The sequence below is a fragment of the Streptomyces sp. NBC_01166 genome (assembly GCF_045039765.1).
Classification (GTDB): Bacteria; Actinomycetota; Actinomycetes; order Streptomycetales; family Streptomycetaceae; genus Streptomyces.
In genome coordinates this window covers 2,128,783-2,151,514 of the sequence record NZ_CP108613.1, presented here as the reverse complement: position 1 = coordinate 2,151,514, position 22,732 = coordinate 2,128,783, and the positions used below count along the sequence as shown (strand labels likewise).

At 69.7% G+C, this 22,732-nt stretch carries 21 protein-coding genes; 12 read left to right on the top strand and 9 right to left on the bottom strand.

The features are described 5' to 3' along the window. The first annotated feature begins 487 nt into the window (after window positions 1-487). The 8 genes from gap to OG379_RS09930 all read left to right on the top strand — a co-directional run bounded on the left by gap (window position 488) and on the right by OG379_RS09930 (window position 8,379). Window positions 488-1,498: a type I glyceraldehyde-3-phosphate dehydrogenase gene (gene gap, locus OG379_RS09965; protein ID WP_104789935.1), complete on the top strand. Its 1,011-nt coding sequence runs from the start codon at window positions 488-490 to the stop codon at window positions 1,496-1,498. A gap of 114 nt (window positions 1,499-1,612) precedes the next feature. Continuing rightward, a complete protein-coding gene (locus tag OG379_RS09960; RefSeq protein ID WP_405661299.1) occupies window positions 1,613-2,824 on the top strand; it encodes a phosphoglycerate kinase in 1,212 nt (403 codons plus the stop codon). 6 nt (window positions 2,825-2,830) lie between these two features. Next, on the top strand, window positions 2,831-3,607 hold the full coding sequence (gene tpiA / locus OG379_RS09955) for a triose-phosphate isomerase (RefSeq protein WP_405661297.1): 777 nt from the start codon (window positions 2,831-2,833) through the stop codon (window positions 3,605-3,607). Window positions 3,608-3,720: 113 nt separating this feature from the next. Then, a complete protein-coding gene (secG, locus tag OG379_RS09950) occupies window positions 3,721-3,957 on the top strand; it encodes a preprotein translocase subunit SecG (protein ID WP_031094498.1) in 237 nt (78 codons plus the stop codon). A 109-nt stretch (window positions 3,958-4,066) separates the two neighbouring features. Then, window positions 4,067-4,402 carry an RNA polymerase-binding protein RbpA gene (locus OG379_RS09945; RefSeq protein ID WP_099176117.1) on the top strand — a complete coding sequence of 112 codons (336 nt, stop codon included), beginning with the start codon at window positions 4,067-4,069 and terminating at the stop codon, window positions 4,400-4,402. 312 nt (window positions 4,403-4,714) lie between these two features. Next, window positions 4,715-6,367 carry a glucose-6-phosphate isomerase gene (gene pgi / locus OG379_RS09940; protein ID WP_405661295.1) on the top strand — a complete coding sequence of 551 codons (1,653 nt, stop codon included), beginning with the start codon at window positions 4,715-4,717 and terminating at the stop codon, window positions 6,365-6,367. A gap of 3 nt (window positions 6,368-6,370) precedes the next feature. Further along, window positions 6,371-6,874 carry a PH domain-containing protein gene (locus tag OG379_RS09935; RefSeq protein WP_393755353.1) on the top strand — a complete coding sequence of 168 codons (504 nt, stop codon included), beginning with the start codon at window positions 6,371-6,373 and terminating at the stop codon, window positions 6,872-6,874. Beyond that, window positions 6,871-8,379: a PH domain-containing protein gene (locus tag OG379_RS09930; protein ID WP_405661292.1), complete on the top strand. Its 1,509-nt coding sequence runs from the start codon at window positions 6,871-6,873 to the stop codon at window positions 8,377-8,379. The genes OG379_RS09935 and OG379_RS09930 overlap by 4 nt, the downstream gene beginning before the upstream one ends. Before the next feature lie 249 nt (window positions 8,380-8,628). Here OG379_RS09930 and pgl read toward each other — a convergent pair whose 3' ends face one another. From pgl to tkt, 5 genes are read right to left on the bottom strand one after another with little or no spacing between them, the layout of a single operon-like run. Further along, the gene (gene pgl, locus OG379_RS09925) at window positions 8,629-9,411 is read right to left on the bottom strand and encodes a 6-phosphogluconolactonase (protein ID WP_405661290.1); all 783 of its coding nucleotides are present in this window, start codon (window positions 9,409-9,411) and stop codon (window positions 8,629-8,631) included. Further along, on the bottom strand, window positions 9,408-10,439 hold the full coding sequence (opcA, locus tag OG379_RS09920) for a glucose-6-phosphate dehydrogenase assembly protein OpcA (protein ID WP_405661287.1): 1,032 nt from the start codon (window positions 10,437-10,439) through the stop codon (window positions 9,408-9,410). The genes pgl and opcA overlap by 4 nt, the downstream gene beginning before the upstream one ends. Then, window positions 10,436-11,968: a glucose-6-phosphate dehydrogenase gene (zwf, locus tag OG379_RS09915; protein ID WP_393755345.1), complete on the bottom strand. Its 1,533-nt coding sequence runs from the start codon at window positions 11,966-11,968 to the stop codon at window positions 10,436-10,438. The genes opcA and zwf overlap by 4 nt, the downstream gene beginning before the upstream one ends. 5 nt (window positions 11,969-11,973) lie before the next feature. Beyond that, window positions 11,974-13,092: a transaldolase gene (gene tal, locus OG379_RS09910; protein ID WP_405661285.1), complete on the bottom strand. Its 1,119-nt coding sequence runs from the start codon at window positions 13,090-13,092 to the stop codon at window positions 11,974-11,976. 34 nt (window positions 13,093-13,126) lie between these two features. Continuing rightward, complete coding sequence (gene tkt, locus OG379_RS09905; protein ID WP_393755341.1) at window positions 13,127-15,214, bottom strand: transketolase; 2,088 nt, start codon at window positions 15,212-15,214, stop codon at window positions 13,127-13,129. A 286-nt stretch (window positions 15,215-15,500) separates the two neighbouring features. Between tkt and OG379_RS09900 the strand changes: the two genes are divergently transcribed. Beyond that, the gene (locus OG379_RS09900; RefSeq protein ID WP_405661282.1) at window positions 15,501-16,454 is read left to right on the top strand and encodes a heme o synthase; all 954 of its coding nucleotides are present in this window, start codon (window positions 15,501-15,503) and stop codon (window positions 16,452-16,454) included. A 94-nt stretch (window positions 16,455-16,548) separates the two neighbouring features. Further along, on the top strand, window positions 16,549-16,917 hold the full coding sequence (locus OG379_RS09895) for a hypothetical protein (RefSeq protein WP_393755338.1): 369 nt from the start codon (window positions 16,549-16,551) through the stop codon (window positions 16,915-16,917). On the opposite strand, the gene OG379_RS09890 is transcribed toward OG379_RS09895, so the two are convergent. From OG379_RS09890 to OG379_RS09875, 4 genes are all read right to left on the bottom strand, one after another. Continuing rightward, entirely contained in the window at window positions 16,914-17,411 is a 498-nt protein-coding gene (locus OG379_RS09890; RefSeq protein WP_405661278.1) for a hypothetical protein, read from the bottom strand. The genes OG379_RS09895 and OG379_RS09890 overlap by 4 nt on opposite strands. A gap of 133 nt (window positions 17,412-17,544) precedes the next feature. After that, complete coding sequence (locus tag OG379_RS09885; RefSeq protein ID WP_405668465.1) at window positions 17,545-18,528, bottom strand: COX15/CtaA family protein; 984 nt, start codon at window positions 18,526-18,528, stop codon at window positions 17,545-17,547. A gap of 81 nt (window positions 18,529-18,609) precedes the next feature. Then, entirely contained in the window at window positions 18,610-19,377 is a 768-nt protein-coding gene (locus OG379_RS09880; RefSeq protein ID WP_405661276.1) for an ABC transporter permease, read from the bottom strand. Further along, window positions 19,374-20,300: an ABC transporter ATP-binding protein gene (locus tag OG379_RS09875; RefSeq protein ID WP_393755332.1), complete on the bottom strand. Its 927-nt coding sequence runs from the start codon at window positions 20,298-20,300 to the stop codon at window positions 19,374-19,376. The genes OG379_RS09880 and OG379_RS09875 overlap by 4 nt, the downstream gene beginning before the upstream one ends. Before the next feature lie 234 nt (window positions 20,301-20,534). Between OG379_RS09875 and OG379_RS09870 the strand changes: the two genes are divergently transcribed. Both OG379_RS09870 and sufB read left to right on the top strand, forming a co-directional pair. Next, window positions 20,535-21,284: a helix-turn-helix transcriptional regulator gene (locus OG379_RS09870; RefSeq protein WP_405661273.1), complete on the top strand. Its 750-nt coding sequence runs from the start codon at window positions 20,535-20,537 to the stop codon at window positions 21,282-21,284. Further along, on the top strand, window positions 21,281-22,702 hold the full coding sequence (sufB, locus tag OG379_RS09865; RefSeq protein WP_031094525.1) for a Fe-S cluster assembly protein SufB: 1,422 nt from the start codon (window positions 21,281-21,283) through the stop codon (window positions 22,700-22,702). The genes OG379_RS09870 and sufB overlap by 4 nt, the downstream gene beginning before the upstream one ends. Window positions 22,703-22,732: the final 30 nt, after the last annotated feature.

Below are 22,732 nucleotides of genomic sequence, written 5' to 3'. Positions count from 1 at the left end.
GATTGAGCGGGCGAACTCATCAGTTCCACTGTCCGCGTCCCCCGGAAGTGTGCCGTCGGCCTGCCAATTTCAGCGATTGAGTACTGCTCCGCACAATTGAGCGTGGGGCTTGCGGGGTGCCCCCGGCGTTTGGCGGAAAATGATCCGCGGAAACCATTGCCGACGCCCCCTGGTCGGTGGAACCGGGACAACTGAGCCGACATCAGTGACTCCCGGTGACAAGAGGGCGGCGGCTGCCCTCGCGCCGCAAGAGGCCCGGCCACACCGGGTGTTGACGCTTGGTGACCGGGTGGTGCGGCGGCCGGCCCCGCTGGTTCCATCGACCGGAATCCCTTGCTCCTACTCGGGAGTAAGGGGATCCCTTTCCGCACCACCGCTCTCGATGTCACTCCGGAGCCTTCGGAGAGGTAGGGTCGGAGGCGGTCGGGGACATCCCTATAAAACTCGCCGGCATCGAAACCGGCGTTCCTAACGAGGAGATCGGTTCGTGACGATCCGCGTAGGCATCAACGGCTTTGGCCGCATCGGTCGTAACTACTTCCGCGCGCTGCTGGAGCAGGGTGCGGACATCGAGATCGTGGCTGTCAACGACCTGGGTGACACTGCGACCACGGCTCACCTGCTGAAGTACGACACCATTCTGGGTCGTCTCAAGGCAGAGGTCAGCCACACCGCCGACACCATCACCGTCGACGGTCACACCATCAAGGTGCTCTCCGAGCGCAACCCGGCCGACATCCCCTGGGGTCAGCTGGGCGTCGACATCGTCATCGAGTCGACCGGCATCTTCACCAAGAAGGCCGACGCCGAGAAGCACATCGCCGGTGGCGCCAAGAAGGTCCTCATCTCGGCTCCGGCCAAGGACGAGGACATCACCATCGTGATGGGCGTCAACCAGGACAAGTACGACGCGGCCAACCACCACGTCATCTCCAACGCCTCCTGCACCACCAACTGTGTGGCGCCGATGGCCAAGGTTCTCGACGAGAACTTCGGCATCGTCAAGGGCCTGATGACGACGGTCCACGCGTACACGAACGACCAGCGCATCCTGGACTTCCCGCACTCGGACCTGCGTCGCGCCCGCGCCGCCGCCGAGAACATCATCCCGACCACGACGGGCGCCGCCAAGGCGACCGCCCTGGTCCTCCCGCAGCTCAAGGGCAAGCTCGACGGCATCGCGATGCGCGTCCCGGTCCCGACCGGCTCCGCCACCGACCTCGTCGTGACCCTTCAGCGCGAGGTCACCAAGGACGAGGTCAACGCCGCGTTCAAGAAGGCGTCCGACGACGGCGACCTCAAGGGCTTCCTGACCTACACCGAGGACCCGATCGTGTCCTCGGACATCGTCGGAGACCCGTCGTCCTGCACCTTCGACTCCTCCCTGACCATGGTCCAGGAGGGCAACTCGGTGAAGATCCTCGGCTGGTACGACAACGAGTGGGGTTACTCCAACCGCCTCGTCGACCTGACCGTCTTCGTCGGCGGCCAGCTCTGATCCTAGGATCGACAGGCATCCAGGTGTGATGTGAGGGGCTCGGACGGCGCGACGCGGCGCCGTCCGAGCCCCCTCGCATGCTCATCCGTCCTTCCAAGGAGTATGGGAACAGAGATGAAGACGATCGACGAACTTCTCGACGAAGGGGTCGCGGGCAAGCGGGTATTCGTCCGCGCCGACCTCAACGTGCCGCTGGACGGCACCACGATCACCGATGACGGCCGCATCCGCGCCGTCCAGCCGACGATCGCCCGGCTCGCCGCAGCCGGCGCGCGGGTCGTCGTCGCCTCGCACCTGGGCCGCCCCAAGGGCGCCCCGGACCCGGCCTTCTCGCTCGCCCCCGCCGCCGCGCGCCTGGGCGAGCTGCTCGGTGCCGAGGTCGCCTTCGCGACCGACACCGTCGGCGAGTCCGCCCGCTCCACGGTCGCCGCTCTCACCGACGGCCAGGTGGCCGTCATCGAGAACCTCCGCTTCAACGCCGGCGAGACGTCGAAGGACGACGCCGAGCGCGGCGCCTTCGCCGATCAGCTCGCCGAGCTCGCCGACGTGTACGTGGGCGACGGCTTCGGTGCCGTCCACCGCAAGCACGCGTCGGTCTTCGACCTCCCGGCCCGGCTGCCGCACGCGGCCGGAAGCCTGATCGCCACCGAGGTCGGTGTCCTGAAGAAGCTCACCGAGGACGTCACGCGCCCCTACGCCGTAGTCCTCGGCGGCTCGAAGGTCTCCGACAAGCTCGGGGTCATCGACCACCTGCTGGAGAAGGCCGACCGCATCCTCATCGGCGGCGGGATGGCCTACACCTTCCTCAAGGCCAAGGGGTACGAGGTCGGCAGCTCCCTCCTCCAGGAGGACCAGATCCCGGCGGTGCTCGAATACCTCAAGCGCGCCGAGGAGAAGGGTGTGGAGTTCGTGCTCCCCGTCGACGTCGTCGTCTCGGAGAAGTTCCCCGACCTCAAGGCCAAGACCCCGGGCAACCCCACCACCGTCGCCGCCGACGCCATTCCCGCCGGCGCGATGGGGCTGGACAACGGCCCGGAGACCAACAAGCTGTACGCCTCGAAGCTCGCCGATGCGGCCACCGTCTTCTGGAACGGCCCGATGGGCGTCTTCGAGCACCCCGACTACGCCGAGGGCACCAAGGCGGTCGCCCAGGCCCTCGTCGACTCCGAGGCCTTCACCGTCGTCGGCGGCGGCGACTCCGCGGCCGCCGTCCGCATCCTGGGCTTCGACGAGAACGCATTCGGCCACATCTCGACCGGTGGCGGCGCCAGCCTCGAATACCTCGAGGGCAAGACGCTTCCCGGCCTCGCCGCACTGGAGGACTGACCTTTCATGACCACCCGCACCCCGCTCATGGCGGGCAACTGGAAGATGAACCTCAACCACCTCGAGGCCATCGCCCACGTCCAGAAGCTCGCTTTCGCCCTGGCCGACAAGGACTACGACGCGGTCGAGGTCGCCGTCCTGCCGCCCTTCACCGACCTGCGCTCCGTGCAGACGCTGGTCGACGGCGACAAGCTGAAGATCAAGTACGGCGCCCAGGACGTCTCGGCGCACGACTCCGGCGCGTACACCGGTGAGATCTCCGGCCCCATGCTCGCCAAGCTGAAGTGCACGTTCGTCGCCGTCGGCCACAGCGAGCGCCGCCAGTACCACGGTGAGAACGACGAGATCTGCAACGCCAAGGTGAAGGCCGCGTTCAGGCACGGCCTGACCCCGATCCTCTGCGTCGGTGAGGGCCTGGACATCCGCAAGGCGGGTGACCAGGTGTCCTACACGCTGGCGCAGCTCGACGGCGCCCTGAAGGACGTCCCGGCCGAGCAGGCCGAGTCCATCGTGATCGCCTACGAACCGGTCTGGGCCATCGGGACCGGCGAGGTCGCAACCCCCGAGGACGCCCAGGAGGTCTGCGGCGCGATCCGCGGCCGTCTCGCGGAGCTGTACTCGCAGGAGCTGGCCGACGCGGTCCGTATCCAGTACGGCGGCTCGGTGAAGTCCGGCAACGTCGCGGCCATCATGGCGCAGCCCGATGTCGACGGTGCCCTCGTCGGCGGCGCCGCCCTCGACGCCGACGAGTTCGTCAAGATCGTCCGCTTCCGCGACCAGTGAGTATGCGGTAGCGCGGATCCGTCGTACCCTTGCGGGGGCCGAGGGGGGTCTACCCCCGGGCCCCCGCTGTTCGTACATGCAGTCCTAGGAATTCCGGAAAGTAGGGACCAGCCGTGGTTTTGGCGTTCGAGATCGCCCTGATCGTCTTCAGCCTGCTGCTGATGCTGCTGGTGCTGATGCACAAGGGGAAGGGCGGCGGCCTTTCCGACATGTTCGGTGGTGGCATGCAGTCCTCCGTCGGTGGCTCCTCGGTCGCGGAGCGGAACCTCGACCGCATCACCGTCGTCGTCGGTCTGGGCTGGTTCGCGTGCATTGTCGTCCTTGCTCTGCTCATCAAGCTGGACAGCTGACGCGTCGTCCGCAATTCCTGGTGAGGGTGTAACTCCTTTCACTGGACGCGCGTTGGGCCTTACGTAGACTGGGGCATCTTCGAGCACCATCACGCAGGGAGTTACGACCGTGGCAAGTGGCAACGCGATCCGGGGAAGCCGGGTCGGAGCGGGGCCGATGGGGGAGGCCGAGCGCGGCGAGTCCGCGCCACGGGCCCGCATCTCCTTCTGGTGCTCGAACGGGCACGAGACGCAGCCGAGCTTCGCCCATGACGCGCAGGTACCGGAGACCTGGGACTGCCCGCGCTGCGGCTTCCCGGCCGGACAGGACCGGGACAGCCCGCCGGCCCCGCCGCGCACCGAGCCGTACAAGACGCACCTGGCGTACGTACGCGAGCGGCGCAGCGACGCGGACGGCGAGGCGATCCTCGCCGAAGCCCTCGCGAAACTCCGCGGCGAGATCTAGGGCTTCTCGTTCGGATCAGGCTGGGCTCGCGGGGCCCGGCACGCACATCGCTGCGTTGTCCTCACTCGACAACGCTCCGCGTTGTCCCGATCCTCCGCCTTGCACCTGCACGCACCAGGCCCCGCTCCCTGATCCGGCCTGATCCAAACGGAAGACCCTCACTTTTCACCGGCCGGTCACCCCCTGGGTGCCCGGCCGGAATCAGCATGTCGTCCACCAGCTCGCCGATGCCCCGTCGGGCCCTCCAGATCAATTAGGTTGGAGGGGCAGCGGGGAAGGTTGCAGGTACGAGAGAAGTGGGCGATTTCCGGGATGAACGCACAAAGCCGAACCAAGCTCAACCAGATGCCCGAGTGGACGGCTCTCGGCAAGCACCGTGAGCAGCTCGGGGGGACCCATCTGAGGCAGCTGTTCGCGGACGCGCCGGACCGGGGGAAGCAGTACACCCTCCGGGTCGGCGACCTCCACATCGACTACTCCAAGCACCTGGTCACCGACGAGACGCTGCGGCTTCTGCGCGAGCTCGCCGCCGCCACGGACGTGGCCGGGCTGCGGGACTCGATGTTCCGCGGGGAGAAGATCAACACGACCGAGGACCGCGCCGTCCTGCACACCGCGCTCCGCGCGCCGCGTGGCGCCGTGATCGAGGTCGACGGCGAGAACGTGGTGCCGGCCGTGCACGCCGTCCTCGACAGGATGGCCGCCTTCTCCGACCGGATCCGGTCGGGCGGGTGGACCGGTCACACCGGCAAGCCGATCAAGAACATCGTCAACATCGGTATCGGCGGCTCGGACCTCGGCCCCGCCATGGCGTACGAGGTGCTGCGCTCCTTCACGGACCGCTCGCTCACCGTCCGCTTCGTGTCGAACGTCGACGGCGCCGACCTCCATGAGGCGGTACAGGGCCTCGACCCGGCCGAGACCCTCTTCATCGTCGCGTCCAAGACCTTCACGACGATCGAGACCATCACCAACGCCACCTCCGCCCGCGACTGGCTGCTCACCGAGCTGAGGGCCGGTCAGGACGCCGTCGCCAAGCACTTCGTGGCACTGTCGACCAACGCGGAGAAGGTCGCGGACTTCGGCATCGACACGGCCAACATGTTCGAGTTCTGGGACTGGGTCGGAGGCCGGTACTCCTACGACTCGGCGATCGGCCTGTCGCTGATGATCGCCATCGGGCCGGACCGGTTCCGCGAGATGCTCGACGGCTTCCGCCTCGTCGACGAGCACTTCCGCACCGCCCCCGCCGAGGAGAACGCCCCGCTGCTGCTGGGCCTTCTGGGCATCTGGTACGGCCAGTTCTTCGACGCGCAGTCGCACGCGGTGCTGCCCTACAGCCACTATCTGTCCAAGTTCACCGCGTACTTGCAGCAGCTGGACATGGAGTCCAACGGCAAGTCCGTGGACCGGGACGGCGATCCGGTGGAGTGGGAGACAGGCCCGGTCGTCTGGGGCACCCCCGGCACCAACGGGCAGCACGCCTACTACCAGCTGATCCACCAGGGCACCAAGATCATCCCAGCCGACTTCATCGGCTTCGCCGCACCGGTCCAGGACCTGCTGCCCGGGCTGATCGCCCAGCACGACCTGCTGATGGCCAACTTCTTCGCCCAGACCCAGGCGCTCGCCTTCGGCAAGACGCCCGAGGAGGTCCGCGCCGAGGGCGTGCCCGAGGAGCTCGTGCCGCACAAGACGTTCCGCGGCAACCACCCGACGACCACGATCCTCGCGGACCGCCTCACCCCGTCGGTGCTCGGCCAGCTGATCGCGCTGTACGAGCACAAGGTCTTCGTCCAGGGCGCCGTCTGGAACATCGACTCCTTCGACCAGTGGGGCGTCGAGCTCGGCAAGGTCCTCGCCAAGAAGATCGAGCCGGTCCTCACCGAGGGCACCGGCGGCGAACAGCTGGACAGCTCCACCGCCGCGCTCGTCTCGACGTACCGCTCGCTGCGGGGCCGCTGAGCGATGACCACGGGGGAGGGGACGATACGGCTCAGGCCGCCGCGCAACGCGCCCGACCGCCGGGCCGTCAGCTGGTGGCGGGCCCAGTGGCTGCTGCTGACCGCGGCTCCGGTCGCGGTCCTCGGCATCCTGGGCGCGCTCATCGGGCCCGCCAGATTCTGGCTGCTGATGCCCGCCGCCGTGCTCGGCGCCGTCGGCCTGCTGTGCGCCGTCCTCTTCCCCCTCTGGTGGTTCCGCACCCACCGCTGGGAGGTCACCGACGAGGCGGTCTATGTGAGCACCGGGGCCTTCCTGCGGGAGTGGCGGATCGCGCCGATGTCCCGCATCCAGACCGTGGACACCGTGCGGGGCCCGCTGGAACAGCTCTTCGGGCTGGCGACGGTCACCGTCACCACCGCGTCCGCCAAGGGCGCCGTACAGATCGAAGGCCTGACGCACGAGGCCGCGGCCGAGCTCGCCGAGCGGCTGACCCGGATCACCCAGGAGACCCCCGGGGACGCCACATGAGCACGGCCGTCGACAGCGGCCCCGGCTGGCGGCGGCTCCATCGACGGACGGTCCTGGTCACCGCGCTGGTCACGGCGGGGGTCGCCGCGGGCGCGGCCGTGCCGGTCACGGTCGCGTTGTCAGGCCGTCTCGGATACGCGGCCGCCATCGGCTGGGTCCTGGCGGGCGCCGCCCTGCTGATCGGCTGCGCGGCCGCCGGTGACTACGTGCGGTGGCGGCGTACCCGCTACCGGGTCGGCACCGAGCGCGTCGACCTGCACACCGGGCTTCTCCTGGTGAAGCGCCGCTCGCTGGCCCGCGAGCGGATCCGCAGCGTCGACCTCACCGCCCATCCGCTGCTGCGGATCCTGGGGCTGGTCTCGGTGCGCATCGGCACCGGTGAGCACTCGGGCGGCGACTCCACGCTCACGCTGGACCCCGTTTCCCGCCCCGAGGGCGAGCGGCTGCGCCGAGAGCTCCTCGACCGCGCCGCATCCGGGTCCTCCGGAACGCACCGCGACGGGGAACTGGCCACGCTCGACCTCCGCTGGGTCCGCTACGCACCCGTCTCCTTCGTCGCGCCCATGCTCGGCGGCGCGGCCGTCGGCGGTGTGATGCAGGTCAGTGACTGGGTCGGGGCGCAGGCCGAGGTGATCAACTGGATCGCCGACCGCTTCCGGGACACGCCGCTGGTCTGGGCGATCGTCACCCTGGTCGTGGCGGCGCTGGTCGCCGGTGTCGTCGGGGCACTCGGCCTGTGGATCGAGATGTGGTGGAACTACCGCCTGGAGCGCGAACCGGGAGGCACCCTGCGGGTGCGGCGTGGGCTGCTGACCGCGCGTTCCCTGTCCGTCGAGGAGCGGCGGCTGCGCGGGGTGGACCTGGTGGAGCCACTGGGCGTACGGCTGGCGGGCGCCGCCAGGGTGGACGCGATCACGACGGGTCTGGCCAAGAACGAGGAGGCGCGGAGCGCCGACCACAACACCCTCCTGCCGGCCGTGCCCCGCACGCTGGCCGACACCATCGCCGCCGAGGTGCTGCGCGAGCCGGTCTCCCCGACGGGCGCCCCCCTGACCGGCCACCCCCTCGCCGCCAGGGGCCGCCGGCTCCGCCGTGCCCTGTCCGTCGCCCTGGCACCCGTGCTGGTCCAGGTGGTCCTGGGTGTCCTGCTGACGCCCGTGCTGCTCTGGACCGCGCTCGCCTGCGCGGTGGTGTCCGTGCCTGTCGCCGTGCTCCTGGCCGTCGACGCGTACCGCTCGCTTGGGCACACGCTCACCGGCGGGTACCTGGTGACCCGGTCCGGTTCGGTCCGGCGGTCCACGGCGGCCCTGCAGCGGGCGGGTGTGATCGGGTGGACGGTGAGGCAGTCCTGGTTCCAGCGCCGGGCCGGGCTGCTGAGCGTCACCGCCACGACGGCCGCCGGAGGCGGCGCCTACACGGCGCACGACACCGACGCGTCCGAAGGTCTCGGCTTCGCCTCCGACGCCGTACCGGGGCTGCTGGAGCCCTTCCTGGACCGCGACTGAGGCGAGGGGCACGGCCCGCGAGCCCTCCCGGAGGTCACTGGTCGAGGGCCGTCGCTGTCACGGAGAAGGGCTGCCCAGGTGCCCCGCGTCGAGGAGGCGGACACGGTGGGGCCGGGACGTGGGGTACTTCTGCTCATCCGCTCCAGCCGTGCGGCAGGAGCGGCGAAAAAGACGGGCCGCGCGGCCCCACGACAGCGAACGGCCCGCCGCGCTACGGAGAGCGGGGCGGGCCGTTCGTTCGGTGCTCTGTTACGCCGAGGCGGGCGGATACAGCGCACGCGGCAGCTTCGAGGCCGCCGCGGCGTCCAGCAGCCACAACGTGCGGCTGCGGCCGTAGGCCCCTGCCGCCGGCGCCTGGATCTCCCCGGCCCCGGACAGCGCGATCTCGGCCGCCTCCGCCTTGTCCTCGCCCGCGGCCAGGAGCCACACCTCGCGCGCCGCCCGGATGGCGGGCAGCGTGAGCGAGACGCGGGTGGGCGGCGGCTTGGGAGCGCCGTGCACACCGACGACGGTGCGCTCGGTCTCCCGCACCGCGGGCAGCTCCGGGAAGAGCGACGCGACATGCGTGTCCGGGCCGACGCCCAGCATCAGCACGTCGAACGTCGGCACGGGCCCATGGTCCTCCGGGCCCGCCGCGGCGGCGAGTTCCGCCGCGTAACCCGCGGCCGCGGCGTCGGCGTCGCCGCCGTACGGCCCGTCGGACGCGGGCATCGCGTGGACCCGGGAGGGATCCAGCTCCACCTTGTCCAGCAGGGCCTCACGGGCCTGCGTGACATTGCGCTCCGGATCGCCCTCGGGCAGGAACCGCTCGTCGCCCCACCACAGATCGAGCCGCGACCAGTCGACCGCGTCCCGGGCGGGCGAGCCGGCGAGCGCGGCCAGCAGGCCGTTGCCGTTTCGCCCACCGGTGAGGACCACCGAGGCGGCACCGCGAGCGGCCTGGGCGTCCACGATCTTCGTGATCAGCCTGGCCGCCGCGGCCTGGGCCATCAGCTCCTTGTCGCGGTGCACGACGAGCTGCGGAGCACTCACTTCGACGCCGCCTTCTTGGCCGCCGCCTTCTTCGCGGCAGGGGCGGCGGAACCCGCGGGCTCCGGCCGCTTCTGCCCCGTACCGACGGACGACGGCTCCGTGGGCCCGCCGAGGCGCTCCACGCCGAACTTAACCGTGGCCTCGTAGATGTTGTCCGGGTCCAGACGGCGCAGCTCCTCCGCGAGGAGCTCGGCGGTCTCCCGCCGCTTCAGCGCGACCGCACGGTCCGGCTGCCCGGCCATGCAGAGCGTCGCCAGCGAACCGTCGGGACGGTCCAGGACGATCACGCCGTTCTTGGTCTCCAGCCGCACGGCCGTCAGACCGGGACCACCGGAGAGGGTGCGCTCCACCGGTACCCCGAGACGGTCCGCGAGCCACATGGCCAGCAGTTCGCAGCTCGGGTTGTCGGACTCGCCCTCGACCGTTGCCGAGATGACCTTCGCCGGCTGCTGGTCGAGCGCCGCCGCCAGCATCGAGCGCCACGGCGTGATGCGCGTCCAGGCCAGGTCGGTGTCCCCTGGCCGGTACGTCGCCGCGCGCACCGACAGCTCGTCGAGCGGGTGCTCGGCGGAGTAGGTGTCGGTGATACGACGCTGGGCGAGCGCGCCCAGCGGGTCCTTCGCCGGATCCGCCGGAGCGTCCTCGGGCCACCACGCCACCACCGGAGCGTCCGGCAGCAGCAGCGGCAGGACGACGGACTGGGCGTGGTTGGCCAGCTCGCCGTGCAGACGCAGGACGACGGTCTCGCCCGAGCCGGCGTCGGAGCCGACCCGGATCTCGGCGTCGAGCCGGGCGTCGCGCCGTGCACGCGGCGAACGGCTGACCCTCTTGATCACCACGATGATCCGTGAGGGGTGCTCGCGCGAGGAGTCGCTCGCCGCCTTGAGGGAGTCGTAGGCGTTCTCCTCGTCCGTGACGATGACGAGGGTGAGGACCATGCCGACGGCGGGGGAGCCGATGGACCTGCGGGCCGAGATGAGGGCCTGGTTGATCTTGCTGGACGTGGTTTCCGTGAGATCGATCTTCATGGCCGGCGCCAGCTCCGTCCGTCGCGTGCGAGCATGTCGTCGGCCTCGGCCGGACCCCAGGTGCCGGCCGCGTACTGGGCGGGCTTGCCGTGCTTGTCCCAGTACTCCTCGATCGGGTCGAGGATGTTCCAGGAGAGCTCGACCTCCTGGTGGCGCGGGAAGAGGTTGGCGTCGCCGAGCAGGACATCGAGGATGAGCCGCTCGTACGCCTCCGGGCTGGACTCCGTGAAGGACTCGCCGTAGGCGAAGTCCATCGTGACGTCCCGAACCTCCATGGAGGTGCCGGGGACCTTGGAGCCGAACCGGACCGTGACCCCCTCGTCCGGCTGCACCCGGATGACCAGGGCGTTGCCGCCGAGCTCCTCCGTGGCACCGGACTCGAAGGGCAGGTACGGGGCGCGCTTGAAGACGACCGCGATCTCGGTGACGCGGCGGCCGAGGCGCTTGCCGGTACGGAGGTAGAACGGCACGCCCGCCCAGCGCCGGTTGTTGATCGTCAGCTTGATCGCGGCGAAGGTGTCGGTCTTCGACTTGGGGTCGATGCCGTCTTCCTCGAGGTAGCCGGGCACCTCCTGGCCGCCCTGCCACGCGTGCGTGTACTGCCCGCGTACCGTGTGCTTGCCGAGGTCCTCGGGCAGCTCCACCGCCGTGAGCACCTTCAGCTTCTCGGCGACCAGCGCCTTGGGGTGGAAGGAGCCGGGCTCCTCCATCGCCGTCAGCGCCAGCAGCTGGAGCAGGTGGTTCTGGATGACGTCACGGGCAGCGCCGATGCCGTCGTAGTAACCGGCCCGGCCGCCGATGCCGATGTCCTCGGCCATCGTGATCTGGACGTGGTCGACGTACGACCTGTTCCAGATCGGCTCCCACATCGTGTTGGCGAAGCGCAGCGCCAGGATGTTCTGGACCGTCTCCTTGCCGAGGTAGTGGTCGATACGGAAGACCTCGTTCGGCGGGAAGACGTCGTGCACGAGCTGGTTGAGCTCCTGCGCGCTCTCCAGGTCGTGACCGAACGGCTTCTCGATGACCGCCCGCCGCCAGCTGCCTTCCTTCTGGTCGGCCAGCCCGTGCTTCTTGAGCTGCTGGACCACCTTGGGGAAGAACTTCGGCGGCACGGAGAGGTAGAAGGCGAAGTTTCCGCCCGTACCCTGCGCCTTGTCGAGCTCCTCGATCGTCGCCCTGAGGGTCTCGAAGGCGTCGTCGTCGTCGAAGTTGCCCTGGACGAAGCGCATGCCCTGGCTGAGCTGCTGCCAGACCTCTTCGCGGAACGGGGTGCGGGAATGCTCCTTCACGGCGTCGTGGACGACCTGGGCGAAGTCTTCGTCCTCCCAGTCGCGGCGCGCGAAGCCGATGAGCGAGAAGCCCGGTGGCAGCAGGCCGCGATTGGCCAGGTCGTAGACGGCGGGCATCAGCTTTTTACGGGACAAATCGCCCGTGACGCCAAAGATCACCAGGCCCGACGGCCCCGCGATACGCGGGAGCCGTCGGTCCTGAGCGTCACGGAGCGGGTTGGCTCCGGGAACACCAGACAAGGTGGTCAGCCCTCCGAAGGAGCGAGGCGCTTGAGTTCGGCCTCGGTGGAGTTGAGCAGGTCGTTCCAGGCGGACTCGAACTTCTCGACGCCCTCGTCCTCCAGCAGCTGGACGACGTCGTCGTAGCTGACCCCGAGCTTCTTGATCGCGTCGAGGTCGGCACGGGCCTGCTCGTAGCGGCCGGCGACGGTGTTGCCGGTGATCTCGCCGTGGTCGGCCACGGCGTCCAGCGTCGCCTCCGGCATGGTGTTCACCGTGTTGGGGGCGACGAGGTCGTCGACGTACAGGGTGTCCTTGAGGGACGGGTCCTTGACGCCGGTGGAGGCCCACAGCGGACGCTGCTTGTTCGCGTGCGCCTTGTCGAGGGCGGCCCAGCGGTCGCCCGCGAAGACCTCCTCGTACGCCTCGTAGGCCAGACGGGCGTTGGCGAGGGCGGACTTGCCCTTCGCGGCCTTCGCCTCGTCGCTGCCGATCGCGTCCAGGCGCTTGTCGATCTCGGTGTCCACGCGGGACACGAAGAAGGAGGCGACAGAGTGGATCTTGGAGAGGTCCAGGCCGGCGGCCTTCGCCTTCTCCAGGCCCGCCAGGTAGGCGTCCATGACCTCGCGGTAGCGCTCCAGCGAGAAGATCAGCGTCACGTTGACACTGATGCCCCGCCCGATGGTCTCCGTGATCGCCGGCAGGCCCGCCTTGGTCGCCGGGATCTTGATGAGCGTGTTCGGCCGGTCCACCAGCCAGGCCAGCTGCTTGGCCTCGGCGACCGTGGCCAGGGTGTTGTGGGCCAGGCGCGGGTCGACCTCGATGGAGACCCGGCCGTCCTGGCCGTCCGTCGCGTCGAAGACCGGACGCAGGATGTCGGCGGCGTCACGGACGTCCGCGGTCGTGATCATGCGGATCGCCTCCTCGACCGTCACCTTGCGGGCGGCGAGGTCGGTGAGCTGCTGGTCGTAACCGTCGCCCTGGGAGATCGCCTTCTGGAAGATCGACGGGTTGGTCGTGACACCCACGACGTGGCTCTGGTCGATCAGCTCGGCGAGGTTGCCGGACGTGATCCGCTTGCGCGACAGGTCGTCCAGCCAGATCGCCACGCCCTCGTCGGAGAGGCGCTTGAGTGCGTCTGTCATGAGAATTGCATCTCCTACTAGTCGTATGTCCGCGTCAGCGCGCGGCGGCGGCGAGAGATTCCCGGGCGGCTTCCGCCACGTGCGCGGCGGTGAAGCCGAACTCGCGGAAGAGGACCTTGGCGTCCGCCGACGCACCGAAGTGCTCCAGCGAGACGATCCGGCCGGCGTCGCCCACGTACCGGTGCCAGGTGAGGCCGATGCCCGCCTCGACGGCGACCCTGGCCTTCACGGACGGCGGCAGCACGCTGTCCTTGTACGCCTGGTCCTGCTCCTCGAACCACTCGACACACGGCATCGAGACCACACGGGTCGGCACACCGGCCGCCTGGAGCTCGTCGCGGGCCTCGACGGCCAGCTGGACCTCGGAGCCGGTGGCGATCAGAACGGCCTGCGCCTCGCCGCCCTCGGCGTCGAAGAGCACGTAGCCGCCCTTGGCGGTGTTCTCGTTCGCCGGGTAGGTGGGCACGCCCTGGCGGGTCAGCGCCAGACCGTGCGGGGCGCCCTTGCCGAACACCTTGGTCCAGCGGCGCAGGATCTCGCGCCAGGCGATGGCCGTCTCGTTGGCGTCGGCCGGCCGGACGACGTTCAGGCCCGGGATCGCGCGCAGCGAGGCGATGTGCTCGACCGGCTGGTGGGTCGGGCCGTCCTCGCCGAGGCCGATCGAGTCGTGCGTCCACACGTACGTCACCGGCAGGTGCATCAGCGCGGAGAGGCGTACGGCATTGCGCATGTAGTCGGAGAACACCAGGAAGGTGCCGCCGTAGATGCGGGTGTTGCCGTGCAGCGCGATGCCGTTCATGGCCGCGGCCATGGAGTGCTCGCGGATGCCGAAGTGGATCGTCCGGCCGTACGGGTCCGCCTCGGGCAGCGGGTTGCCGGCCGGGAGGAACGACGACGTCTTGTCGATCGTGGTGTTGTTCGAGCCGGCGAGGTCGGCGGAGCCGCCCCACAGCTCGGGGATGACACCGCCGAGTGCCTGGAGGACCTTGCCGGAGGCGGCACGCGTGGCGACCCCGTGGCCCGCCTCGAAGACCGGGAGGTGCTCCTCCCAGCCCGCGGGCAGCTCACCGGCGTCGATCCGGTCGAAGTCGGCGGCGCGCTCCGGGTTGGCGGTGCGCCAGGCGGCGAAGGACTTCTCCCACTCGGCCTTGGCCTCACGGCCGCGGTCCAGCGCCTCACGGGTGTGCGCGATGACCTCGTCGGAGACCTCGAAGGTCTTCTCCGGGTCGAAGCCGAGCACCCGCTTCGTGGCCGCGATCTCGTCGTCGCCGAGCGCCGAGCCGTGCGCGGCCTCGGTGTTCTGGGCGTTCGGGGCGGGCCAGGCGATGATCGAGCGGGCCGCGATGAACGACGGGCGCTCCGTCTCGGCCTTGGCGGCCTGCAGTGCGCGGTACAGACCCTCGGGGTCCAGGTCGCCGCTGGGCGACTGGTCCACGCGCTGGACGTGCCAGCCGTAGGACTCGTAGCGCTTCAGGGTGTCCTCGGAGACCGCGGTCTCCGTGTCGCCCTCGATCGAGATGTGGTTGTCGTCCCACAGCAGCACCAGGTTGCCGAGCTTCTGGTGGCCGGCCAGCGAGGACGCCTCGGCCGAGATGCCCTCCTGGAGGCAGCCGTCACCGGCGATGACCCAGATGGTGTGGTCGAACGGGGAGGTGCCGGGGGCCGCCTGCGGGTCGAAGAGACCGCGCTCGTAGCGGGATGCCATCGCCATGCCCACGGCGTTGGCGACACCCTGGCCCAGCGGGCCGGTCGTCGTCTCGACACCGGTGGTGTGCCCGTACTCCGGGTGGCCCGGCGTCTTGGAGCCCCAGGTGCGGAAAGCCTTGAGGTCGTCCAGCTCCAGGCCGTATCCGGCGAGGTAGAGCTGGATGTACAGCGTCAGGCTGGAGTGGCCCGCGGACAGTACGAACCGGTCGCGTCCGGTCCAGTCCGCGTCCGCCGGGTCGTGGCGCATCACCTTCTGGAAGAGGGTGTACGCGGCAGGAGCGAGGCTCATCGCCGTACCCGGGTGGCCGTTTCCGACCTTCTGTACGGCGTCCGCGGCGAGGACGCGGACGGTGTCCACGGCCCGCTGGTCCAATTCGGTCCACTGGAGGTCTGTGGTGGTCGGCTTGGTGCTCACCCTGAGTCAGGGCTCCTCTCCACTGTTTGTAAACCGGTGACTGGTTACCGCACCGGGCATTGTCGAGCCTACCCCCGTCGGAAGGCCGCACTTCTGCCCTTTCCACAGTGCGGGCGACCTGCGGAGTTCGCCTCCCGTATGAGCGCCTCCGTTCACTTCTGCGCCACCCCAACACGACCCCACCCCCGCGAAGAGCGGCGTATGCCCAACGTCTACAGTGGTGTGGTTCGCGCAAGTCTTTACTGGGCCTTCACGCCCGGAGCTTGCTGGGATTTCTCTGTCAGGGGTGTGCGTGACGGCCGTCGAGTCCCGACCCGCAGGGGTCGCCTTGACTCCGAGCCCAGGGGGCCATCGCCCGTTCGGGGCCCGCATCAAGGCATTCGTGGCTCTTACCAAGCCGCGCATCATCGAGCTGCTGTTGATCACCACCGTTCCGGTGATGTTCCTCGCCGCTCAGGGCGTGCCCGATCTTTGGCTCGTAGTTACCACCACCGTCGGCGGATATCTCTCCGCAGGCGGTGCCAATGCGCTCAACATGTATATCGACCGCGACATCGACGCGCTGATGGACCGTACGTCCCAGCGCCCGCTGGTCACGGGCATGGTGAGCCCCCGTGAGTGCCTGGCCTTCGGAATCGCCCTCGCGGTGATTTCCACGGTCTGGTTCGGGCTGCTCGTCAACTGGCTGTCCGCAGCCCTCTCGCTCGGCGCACTTCTGTTCTACGTCGTCGTCTACACGATGCTGCTGAAGCGCCGTACCTCGCAGAACATCGTGTGGGGTGGAATCGCGGGCTGCATGCCCGTGCTCATCGGCTGGTCCGCCGTGACGAATTCGATGTCCTGGGCCGCGGTGATCCTTTTCGCCGTCATCTTCTTCTGGACGCCGCCGCACTACTGGCCGCTCTCGATGAAGGTGAAGGAGGACTACGCCCGGGTCGGCGTCCCGATGCTCCCGGTCGTCGCTTCCAACCGCGTGGTGGCCCGCCAGATCGTCGTCTACAGCTGGGTCATGGTCGGGGTCTCGCTGCTGCTCACCCCGCTGGGCTACACCGGCTGGTTCTACACGGCCGTGGCCCTGCTGACCGGCGGCTTCTGGCTCTGGGAGGCGCACGGTCTGCAGAACCGTGCGAAGTCCGGCGTGACGGGCGCCAAGCTCAAGGAGATGCGGCTGTTCCACTGGTCCATCACCTATGTCTCGCTCCTCTTCGTCGCCGTCGCGGTGGACCCCTTCCTGAGGTAGCCGCACCGAAGACCTGCCGACGGGCGGGGGACGTGGCCGATGCCACGCCCCCCGCCCGTCGCCAGTTGATCTACCCGTCGGTAGCATCCTGTCCATGGCAGAGACGGCAGAGCCTCAGACGCAGCAGACGGACGACAGCAAGCACGCGGCCCGCGCGGAGCGCAGGGCTGCGAAGCTCGCCAAGCAGATCGGCGCCTTCGCCAAGGCGCACGGCGGCGCCGAGGGGCAGCTGGCCTACCTCGGCCAGATGGGCACCCGCATCGTGCTGGTCGGCGAGGACGGTGGCTGGGGCGACCTGGTCGCGCCCTCCTACGCCGTCGCCGAGAGCGCCACGCTGAAGGCGGGCATCACGGTCCACGAGGACTTCGACGGCGAGTTCGCGGCCAAGGTCCGCACGGGCCCGTACGAGTGGTCCCGGATGGCGGGCATCCAGGTCGGCGGCCCGTCCAACGACAAGGCCTAAGGCTTCTCGGGTTCGGCCGGCCGAGAGGCCGGTCCGAACTCCGCGCCCCGGCCGCGGGCCCAGGCCTCCCAGCCGTCCGCGTCGGTGGGCGTGGAGTAGTCGTCCGGGGAGTCGGTGTCCTTCGCGCGTACGAGGACACCCGTGCACCCGGAACAGTGCCGGATCGCCGAGCCCGACCGGCCGCTGCCCGCAGGCGCGTACGCCCGCTCAGCGAACGCCGCCGCCTTCTCACGGGCCCTGAGCCGTGCCCGCACCCGCCGGCGTGCCAGGAGCACCAGGACGGGGACGAGCAGAAGTTCGAGCAGGACCAGCTTCCAGGAGAAGCCGGCCACCAGCAGCAGCACCCCGGCCACCGGTATCAGCAGGGGCGCGCGGGTGGGTACCGCGGGGAGTTCGTCGCGGCGCAGGGGCTGGGCGCGGTCCTTGAAGGCCCCTACGTCGTAGCTCTTCTCGTAGAAACAGGCCATGCGGTGTGCCCCGGAGCACGAGCCCATCGCCCCACCTTCCCCCGGACGGACGCGCGGTCGTCGACCGGGACCATGGTGGAGGGCGGGGCGGCACCCGTCCAGCGGACGGACGCACTGTGTCCGAAACGCCGGGTGGAACGTGCCGGGGAGGCGGTCTTGCTCAGCGCGCGGCGGCGTGCTCCGGCAGCTCTCCGGCAGCCGCGGGCGCGGGAATGCCGGCGTCGGCCGCCGGGCGCTCGCGCAGCGACAGCAGCAGACGCAGCACCGCGATCCACAGCAGCGCCGAGCCGAACATGTGGAGGCCGACCAGGAGCTCGGGCACGTCGTTGAAGTACTGGACGTAACCGATACCGCCCTGCGCCACCAGCACGATCAGCAGGTCCCGGGCGCGTGCCCGGGTGTCCGCGGGGGCGTCGACGACGCGCAGGGCGAACCACATCGCGAGGGCCAGCACGCAGACGACCCAGGCGGCGATGGCGTGGATGTGCGCGGCGGCGCTCCAGTCCCACGGCATGCGCGGTACGTCGCTGCTGTCACCGGCGTGCTTGCCGGAGCCGGTCACGGTGGTGCCCAGGACGATCAGGAGGACCGTGGTGGCGACGATGGCCCAGGACAGCTGCCGCACCGGGCGCGGGGCGCGCGGACGCGGGGCTCCGTCGCCCTCGCCGATCCTCACCCAGGTGATCACGGCCACCGTGAGCAGGCAGTTGGCGAGCAGGAAGTGCCCGGCCACCGACCACGGGTTGAGACCCGCCCAGACGGTGATCCCGCCGATCACGGCGTTCCCCATCACCAGCCAGAACTGCGACCACGCCAGGCGGGTGAGACCGCGCCGGCGGGGCTTCAGCGAGCGCGCCGCGATGATCGCCCAGCCGACCGCGGCCGACAGGACGTAGGTGAGCATCCGGTTGCCGAACTCGATGGCGCCGTGCAGGCCCTGCTCGGGCGTCGCGAAGAGGCTGTCGTCGGTGCACTTGGGCCAGGTGTCGCAGCCCAGGCCGGAACCGGTCAGCCGGACCGCGCCGCCGGTGATGATGATGAAGACGCTCATCACCACCGCGGAGAGTGCGGCGCGCTTGGCCGTCTTCACCGACGGTGTCCAGCGCTTGGCGATGTAGGAGATGGGGGTTTCCACGCGCCCTATCGTAGGGAACGGCTTGTGCATGTTTTCACGAGGGGTGGGCATTACCGGCTGAGCCGGGACATCCCGGCGGGCAGCGGCCGCTCACTCCCAGCGGAAGAACCTGGCCGCCGCGCCCAGCCCCAGGACCGCCCAGACGGCCAGGACCGCGACGTCTCCCCAGGGCAGCGCCGTCCCGTGCTGGAGGACGTCCCTGAGCCCGTCGGAGAGCGCCGAGATCGGCAGCAGGCCCAGCACCGACTGCACCGTGTCCGGGAACTTGTCCAGCGGCACGATGACCCCGCCGCCGACCAGCAGCAGCAGGAAGACCAGGTTGGCAGCCGCCAGCGTCGCCTCGGCCTTCAGCGTCCCCGCCATCAGCAGCCCGAGCCCGGAGAAGGCCACGGTGCCCAGGGCGAGGAGCAGCAGAACGGCGAACGGGCTGCCCTCGGGCGACCAGCCCAGAGCGAAGGCGATCACCGTCAGGAGGACGATCTGCAGCACCTCCGTGACCAGCACCGAGACGGTCTTCGCCGCCATCAGTCCCCAGCGGGGCAGGGGCGAGGCGCCCAGCCGCTTGAGCACCCCGTAGCGGCGTTCGAATCCGGTCGCGATGGCCTGGCCCGTGAAGGCCGTGGACATCACCGCGAGCGCCAGGACGCCGGGAGCCAGGAAGTCGACCGGCTCACCCGTGCCCGTGTCGACGATGTCGACCGCGCTGAACAGCACGAGCAGCAGTGTCGGGATGACCACGGTGAGCAGCAGCTGTTCGCCGTTGCGCAGGAGCATCCGCGTCTCCAGCGCGGCCTGCGCGGCGATCATGCGCGGCAGCGGGGCGGCGCCGGGGCGCGGGGTGTACGTACCGGCGCTCATGCGCGCAGCTCCTTGCCGGTCAGTTCCAGGAAGACGTCCTCGAGGGTGTGCCGCTCCACCGCGATGCCGTCCGGCATCACACCGTGCTGGGCGCACCAGGAGGTGACGGTCGCCAGCAGCTCCGGGTCGATCCGGCCGGTGATGCGGTAGGCGCCCGTGGTGAGCTCGGCCGCCTCGCTGCCGTCGGGCAGCGCCTTCAGCAGCGAGCCGAGGTCCAGGCCGGGGCGGCCGGTGAAGCGCAGGGTGTTCTCGGCGCCGCCGCGGCACAGCTGCTCCGGGCTGCCCTGGGCGATGACCCGGCCCGCGTCGATGACGGCGACGTCGTCGGCGAGCTGCTCGGCCTCGTCCATGAAGTGGGTGGTGAGGACGACCGAGACCCCGTCGGTGCGCAGCTCCCGGACCAGGTCCCAGGTCGAGCGGCGGGCCTGCGGGTCGAGACCCGCCGTCGGCTCGTCGAGGAAGACCAGCTCGGGGCGGCCGACGACGGCCATGGCCAGCGCGAGGCGCTGCTGCTGGCCGCCGGAGAGCCGGCGGTAGGTGGTCCGGCCGCAGCTGCCGAGCCCGAGGCGTTCGACGAGGGCGTCGACGTCCAGCGGATGGGCGTGCAGTTTCGCCATGTGGCGCAGCATCTCGTCGGCCCGGGCGCCCGAGTAGACGCCGCCGGACTGCAGCATCACGCCGATACGGGGGCGGAGCGCCGCGGCGTCCGCGACCGGGTCGAGACCGAGGACCCGTACGGTCCCCTCATCCGGACGGCGGTAGCCCTCGCAGGTCTCGATCGTGGTGGTCTTGCCGGCGCCGTTGGGGCCGAGGACCGCGGTCACGGCGCCCGCCGCGACCTTCAGATCGAGGCCGTCGACCGCTGCTCTGGTGCCGTACCGCTTGACGAGGCCCCTGGCCTGTACGACGGGCTCACTGCTCATGGCGGGCAAGTCTAGGCTGGCAGGTGAGGGGTCCGGCGCGCCGGGTTCCCCCAGGTCCCGGGAGGCTTTCCGGCGGTCCGGCCACCTGCCGGTCCGGAGAGCGCCCACCTGCGACGGCCTGCTGTGATCGTCTGTTTTCGCAGGTCAACTTAGGTCTGCCTAAGTGATGAAGGGCACCGCGCCCGGCCGGGAGGTGGGTTGTCAGGCCCGGAGGAATTACGCAACAATGGCGTTGTGAAATACGTTGGCGAGGCTCCCCAGGAGGAACTCGCGACCGGTGAGCGCTCGACGCGCAACCGGGTCGCGCGCTCCATCCTGGACCACGGCCCGTCCACCGTCGCCGATCTGGCGAAGCGCGTCGGCCTGACCCAGGCCGCCGTCCGTCGCCATCTGGACGCACTCGTCTCCGACGATGTGGTCGAGGCCCGTGAACAGCGGGTCTACGGAGCGCGGACCCGCGGCCGTCCGGCCAAGGTCTTCGCCCTCACCGACTGCGGCCGGGACGCGTTCGACCAGTCCTACGACAAGCTCGCCGCCGACGCTCTGCGCTGGATCGCCGACACGGCGGGGGACGAGGCGCTCGTCGCCTTCGCCCGCGCCAGGATGGCCTCCCAGTCCGAGAAGTACCGGGCCGTGATCGAGGCCGCGGGCCCCGAGGCCCGCACCGAGGCCTTGGCCAAGGCCTTGTCGGCCGACGGGTACGCTGCTACGGCGCGCAGCGCGCCCGGCCTTCAGCAGGGCGAGCAACTGTGCCAGCACCACTGCCCGGTCGCGCACGTAGCCGAGCAGTTCCCGCAGCTGTGCGAGGCGGAGACGGAATTCTTCTCCAGCCTGCTCGGGACCCATGTGCAGCGTCTCGCCACCCTCGCCCACGGCGACGGTGTGTGCACGACGTTCGTTCCGCGCAGCAGCCCCACGGCACCACAGACTTCACAGACCACCCATTCAGCATCTGCAAGTACGGCCGGGAGGAACCCCGCATGACGCTCCCTACGGAGACTGCCCACCCTGAGCTTGACGGCCTGGGCACGTACGAATTCGGCTGGGCCGACTCCGACGCGGCAGGCGCGGCGGCGAAGCGCGGCCTGTCCGAAGCTGTCGTCCGCGACATCTCGGAGAAGAAGAACGAACCGGAGTGGATGCTGAAGCTCCGGCTCAAGGGCCTGAAGCTGTTCGGCAAGAAGCCCATGCCGAACTGGGGCTCGGACCTGTCGGGCATCGACTTCGACAACATCAAGTACTTCGTGCGGTCCACGGAGAAGCAGGCGGAGTCCTGGGAGGACCTGCCCGAGGACATCAAGAACACGTACGACAAGCTCGGCATCCCGGAGGCGGAGAAGCAGCGCCTGGTCGCCGGTGTCGCCGCGCAGTACGAGTCCGAGGTGGTCTACCACCAGATCAACGAGGAGCTCGAGGCGCAGGGTGTCATCTTCATGGACACCGACACCGCGCTCAAGGAGCACCCGGAGCTCTTCAAGGAGTACTTCGGCACCGTCATCCCCGTCGGTGACAACAAGTTCGCCTCGCTGAACTCCGCCGTGTGGTCCGGTGGCTCCTTCATCTACGTGCCGAAGGGCGTGCACGTCGAGATCCCGCTCCAGGCCTACTTCCGTATCAACACGGAGAACATGGGCCAGTTCGAGCGGACGCTGATCATCGTCGACGAGGACGCCTACGTCCACTACGTCGAGGGCTGCACCGCGCCGATCTACTCCTCGGACTCGCTGCACTCCGCGGTCGTCGAGATCATCGTGAAGAAGGGCGGCCGCTGCCGCTACACGACCATCCAGAACTGGTCGAACAACGTCTACAACCTGGTCACCAAGCGCGCCGTGGCGTACGAGGGCGCGACCATGGAGTGGGTCGACGGCAACATCGGCTCCAAGGTCACCATGAAGTACCCGGCCGTCTACCTGATGGGCGAGCACGCCAAGGGCGAGACCCTGTCCATCGCCTTCGCGGGCGAGGGCCAGCACCAGGACGCCGGCGCCAAGATGGTCCACATGGCTCCGAACACCTCCTCCAACATCGTCTCCAAGTCGGTGGCGCGAGGCGGTGGCCGCACCTCCTACCGCGGTCTCATCGAGATCGGCGAGGGTGCGCCGGGCGCCAAGTCCAACGTCCTGTGCGACGCGCTGCTCGTGGACACCATCTCCCGCTCCGACACCTACCCGTACGTCGACGTCCGCGAGGACGACGTGTCGATGGGTCACGAGGCGACCGTCTCCAAGGTCTCCGAGGACCAGCTCTTCTACCTGATGAGCCGCGGCATGACGGAGTTCGAGGCCATGGCGATGATCGTGCGCGGCTTCGTCGAGCCGATCGCCAAGGAGCTGCCCATGGAGTACGCCCTGGAGCTCAACCGGCTGATCGAGCTGCAGATGGAGGGTTCGGTCGGCTAGCACGCCCGCCGACCGCGTCCCGAAGAGTTC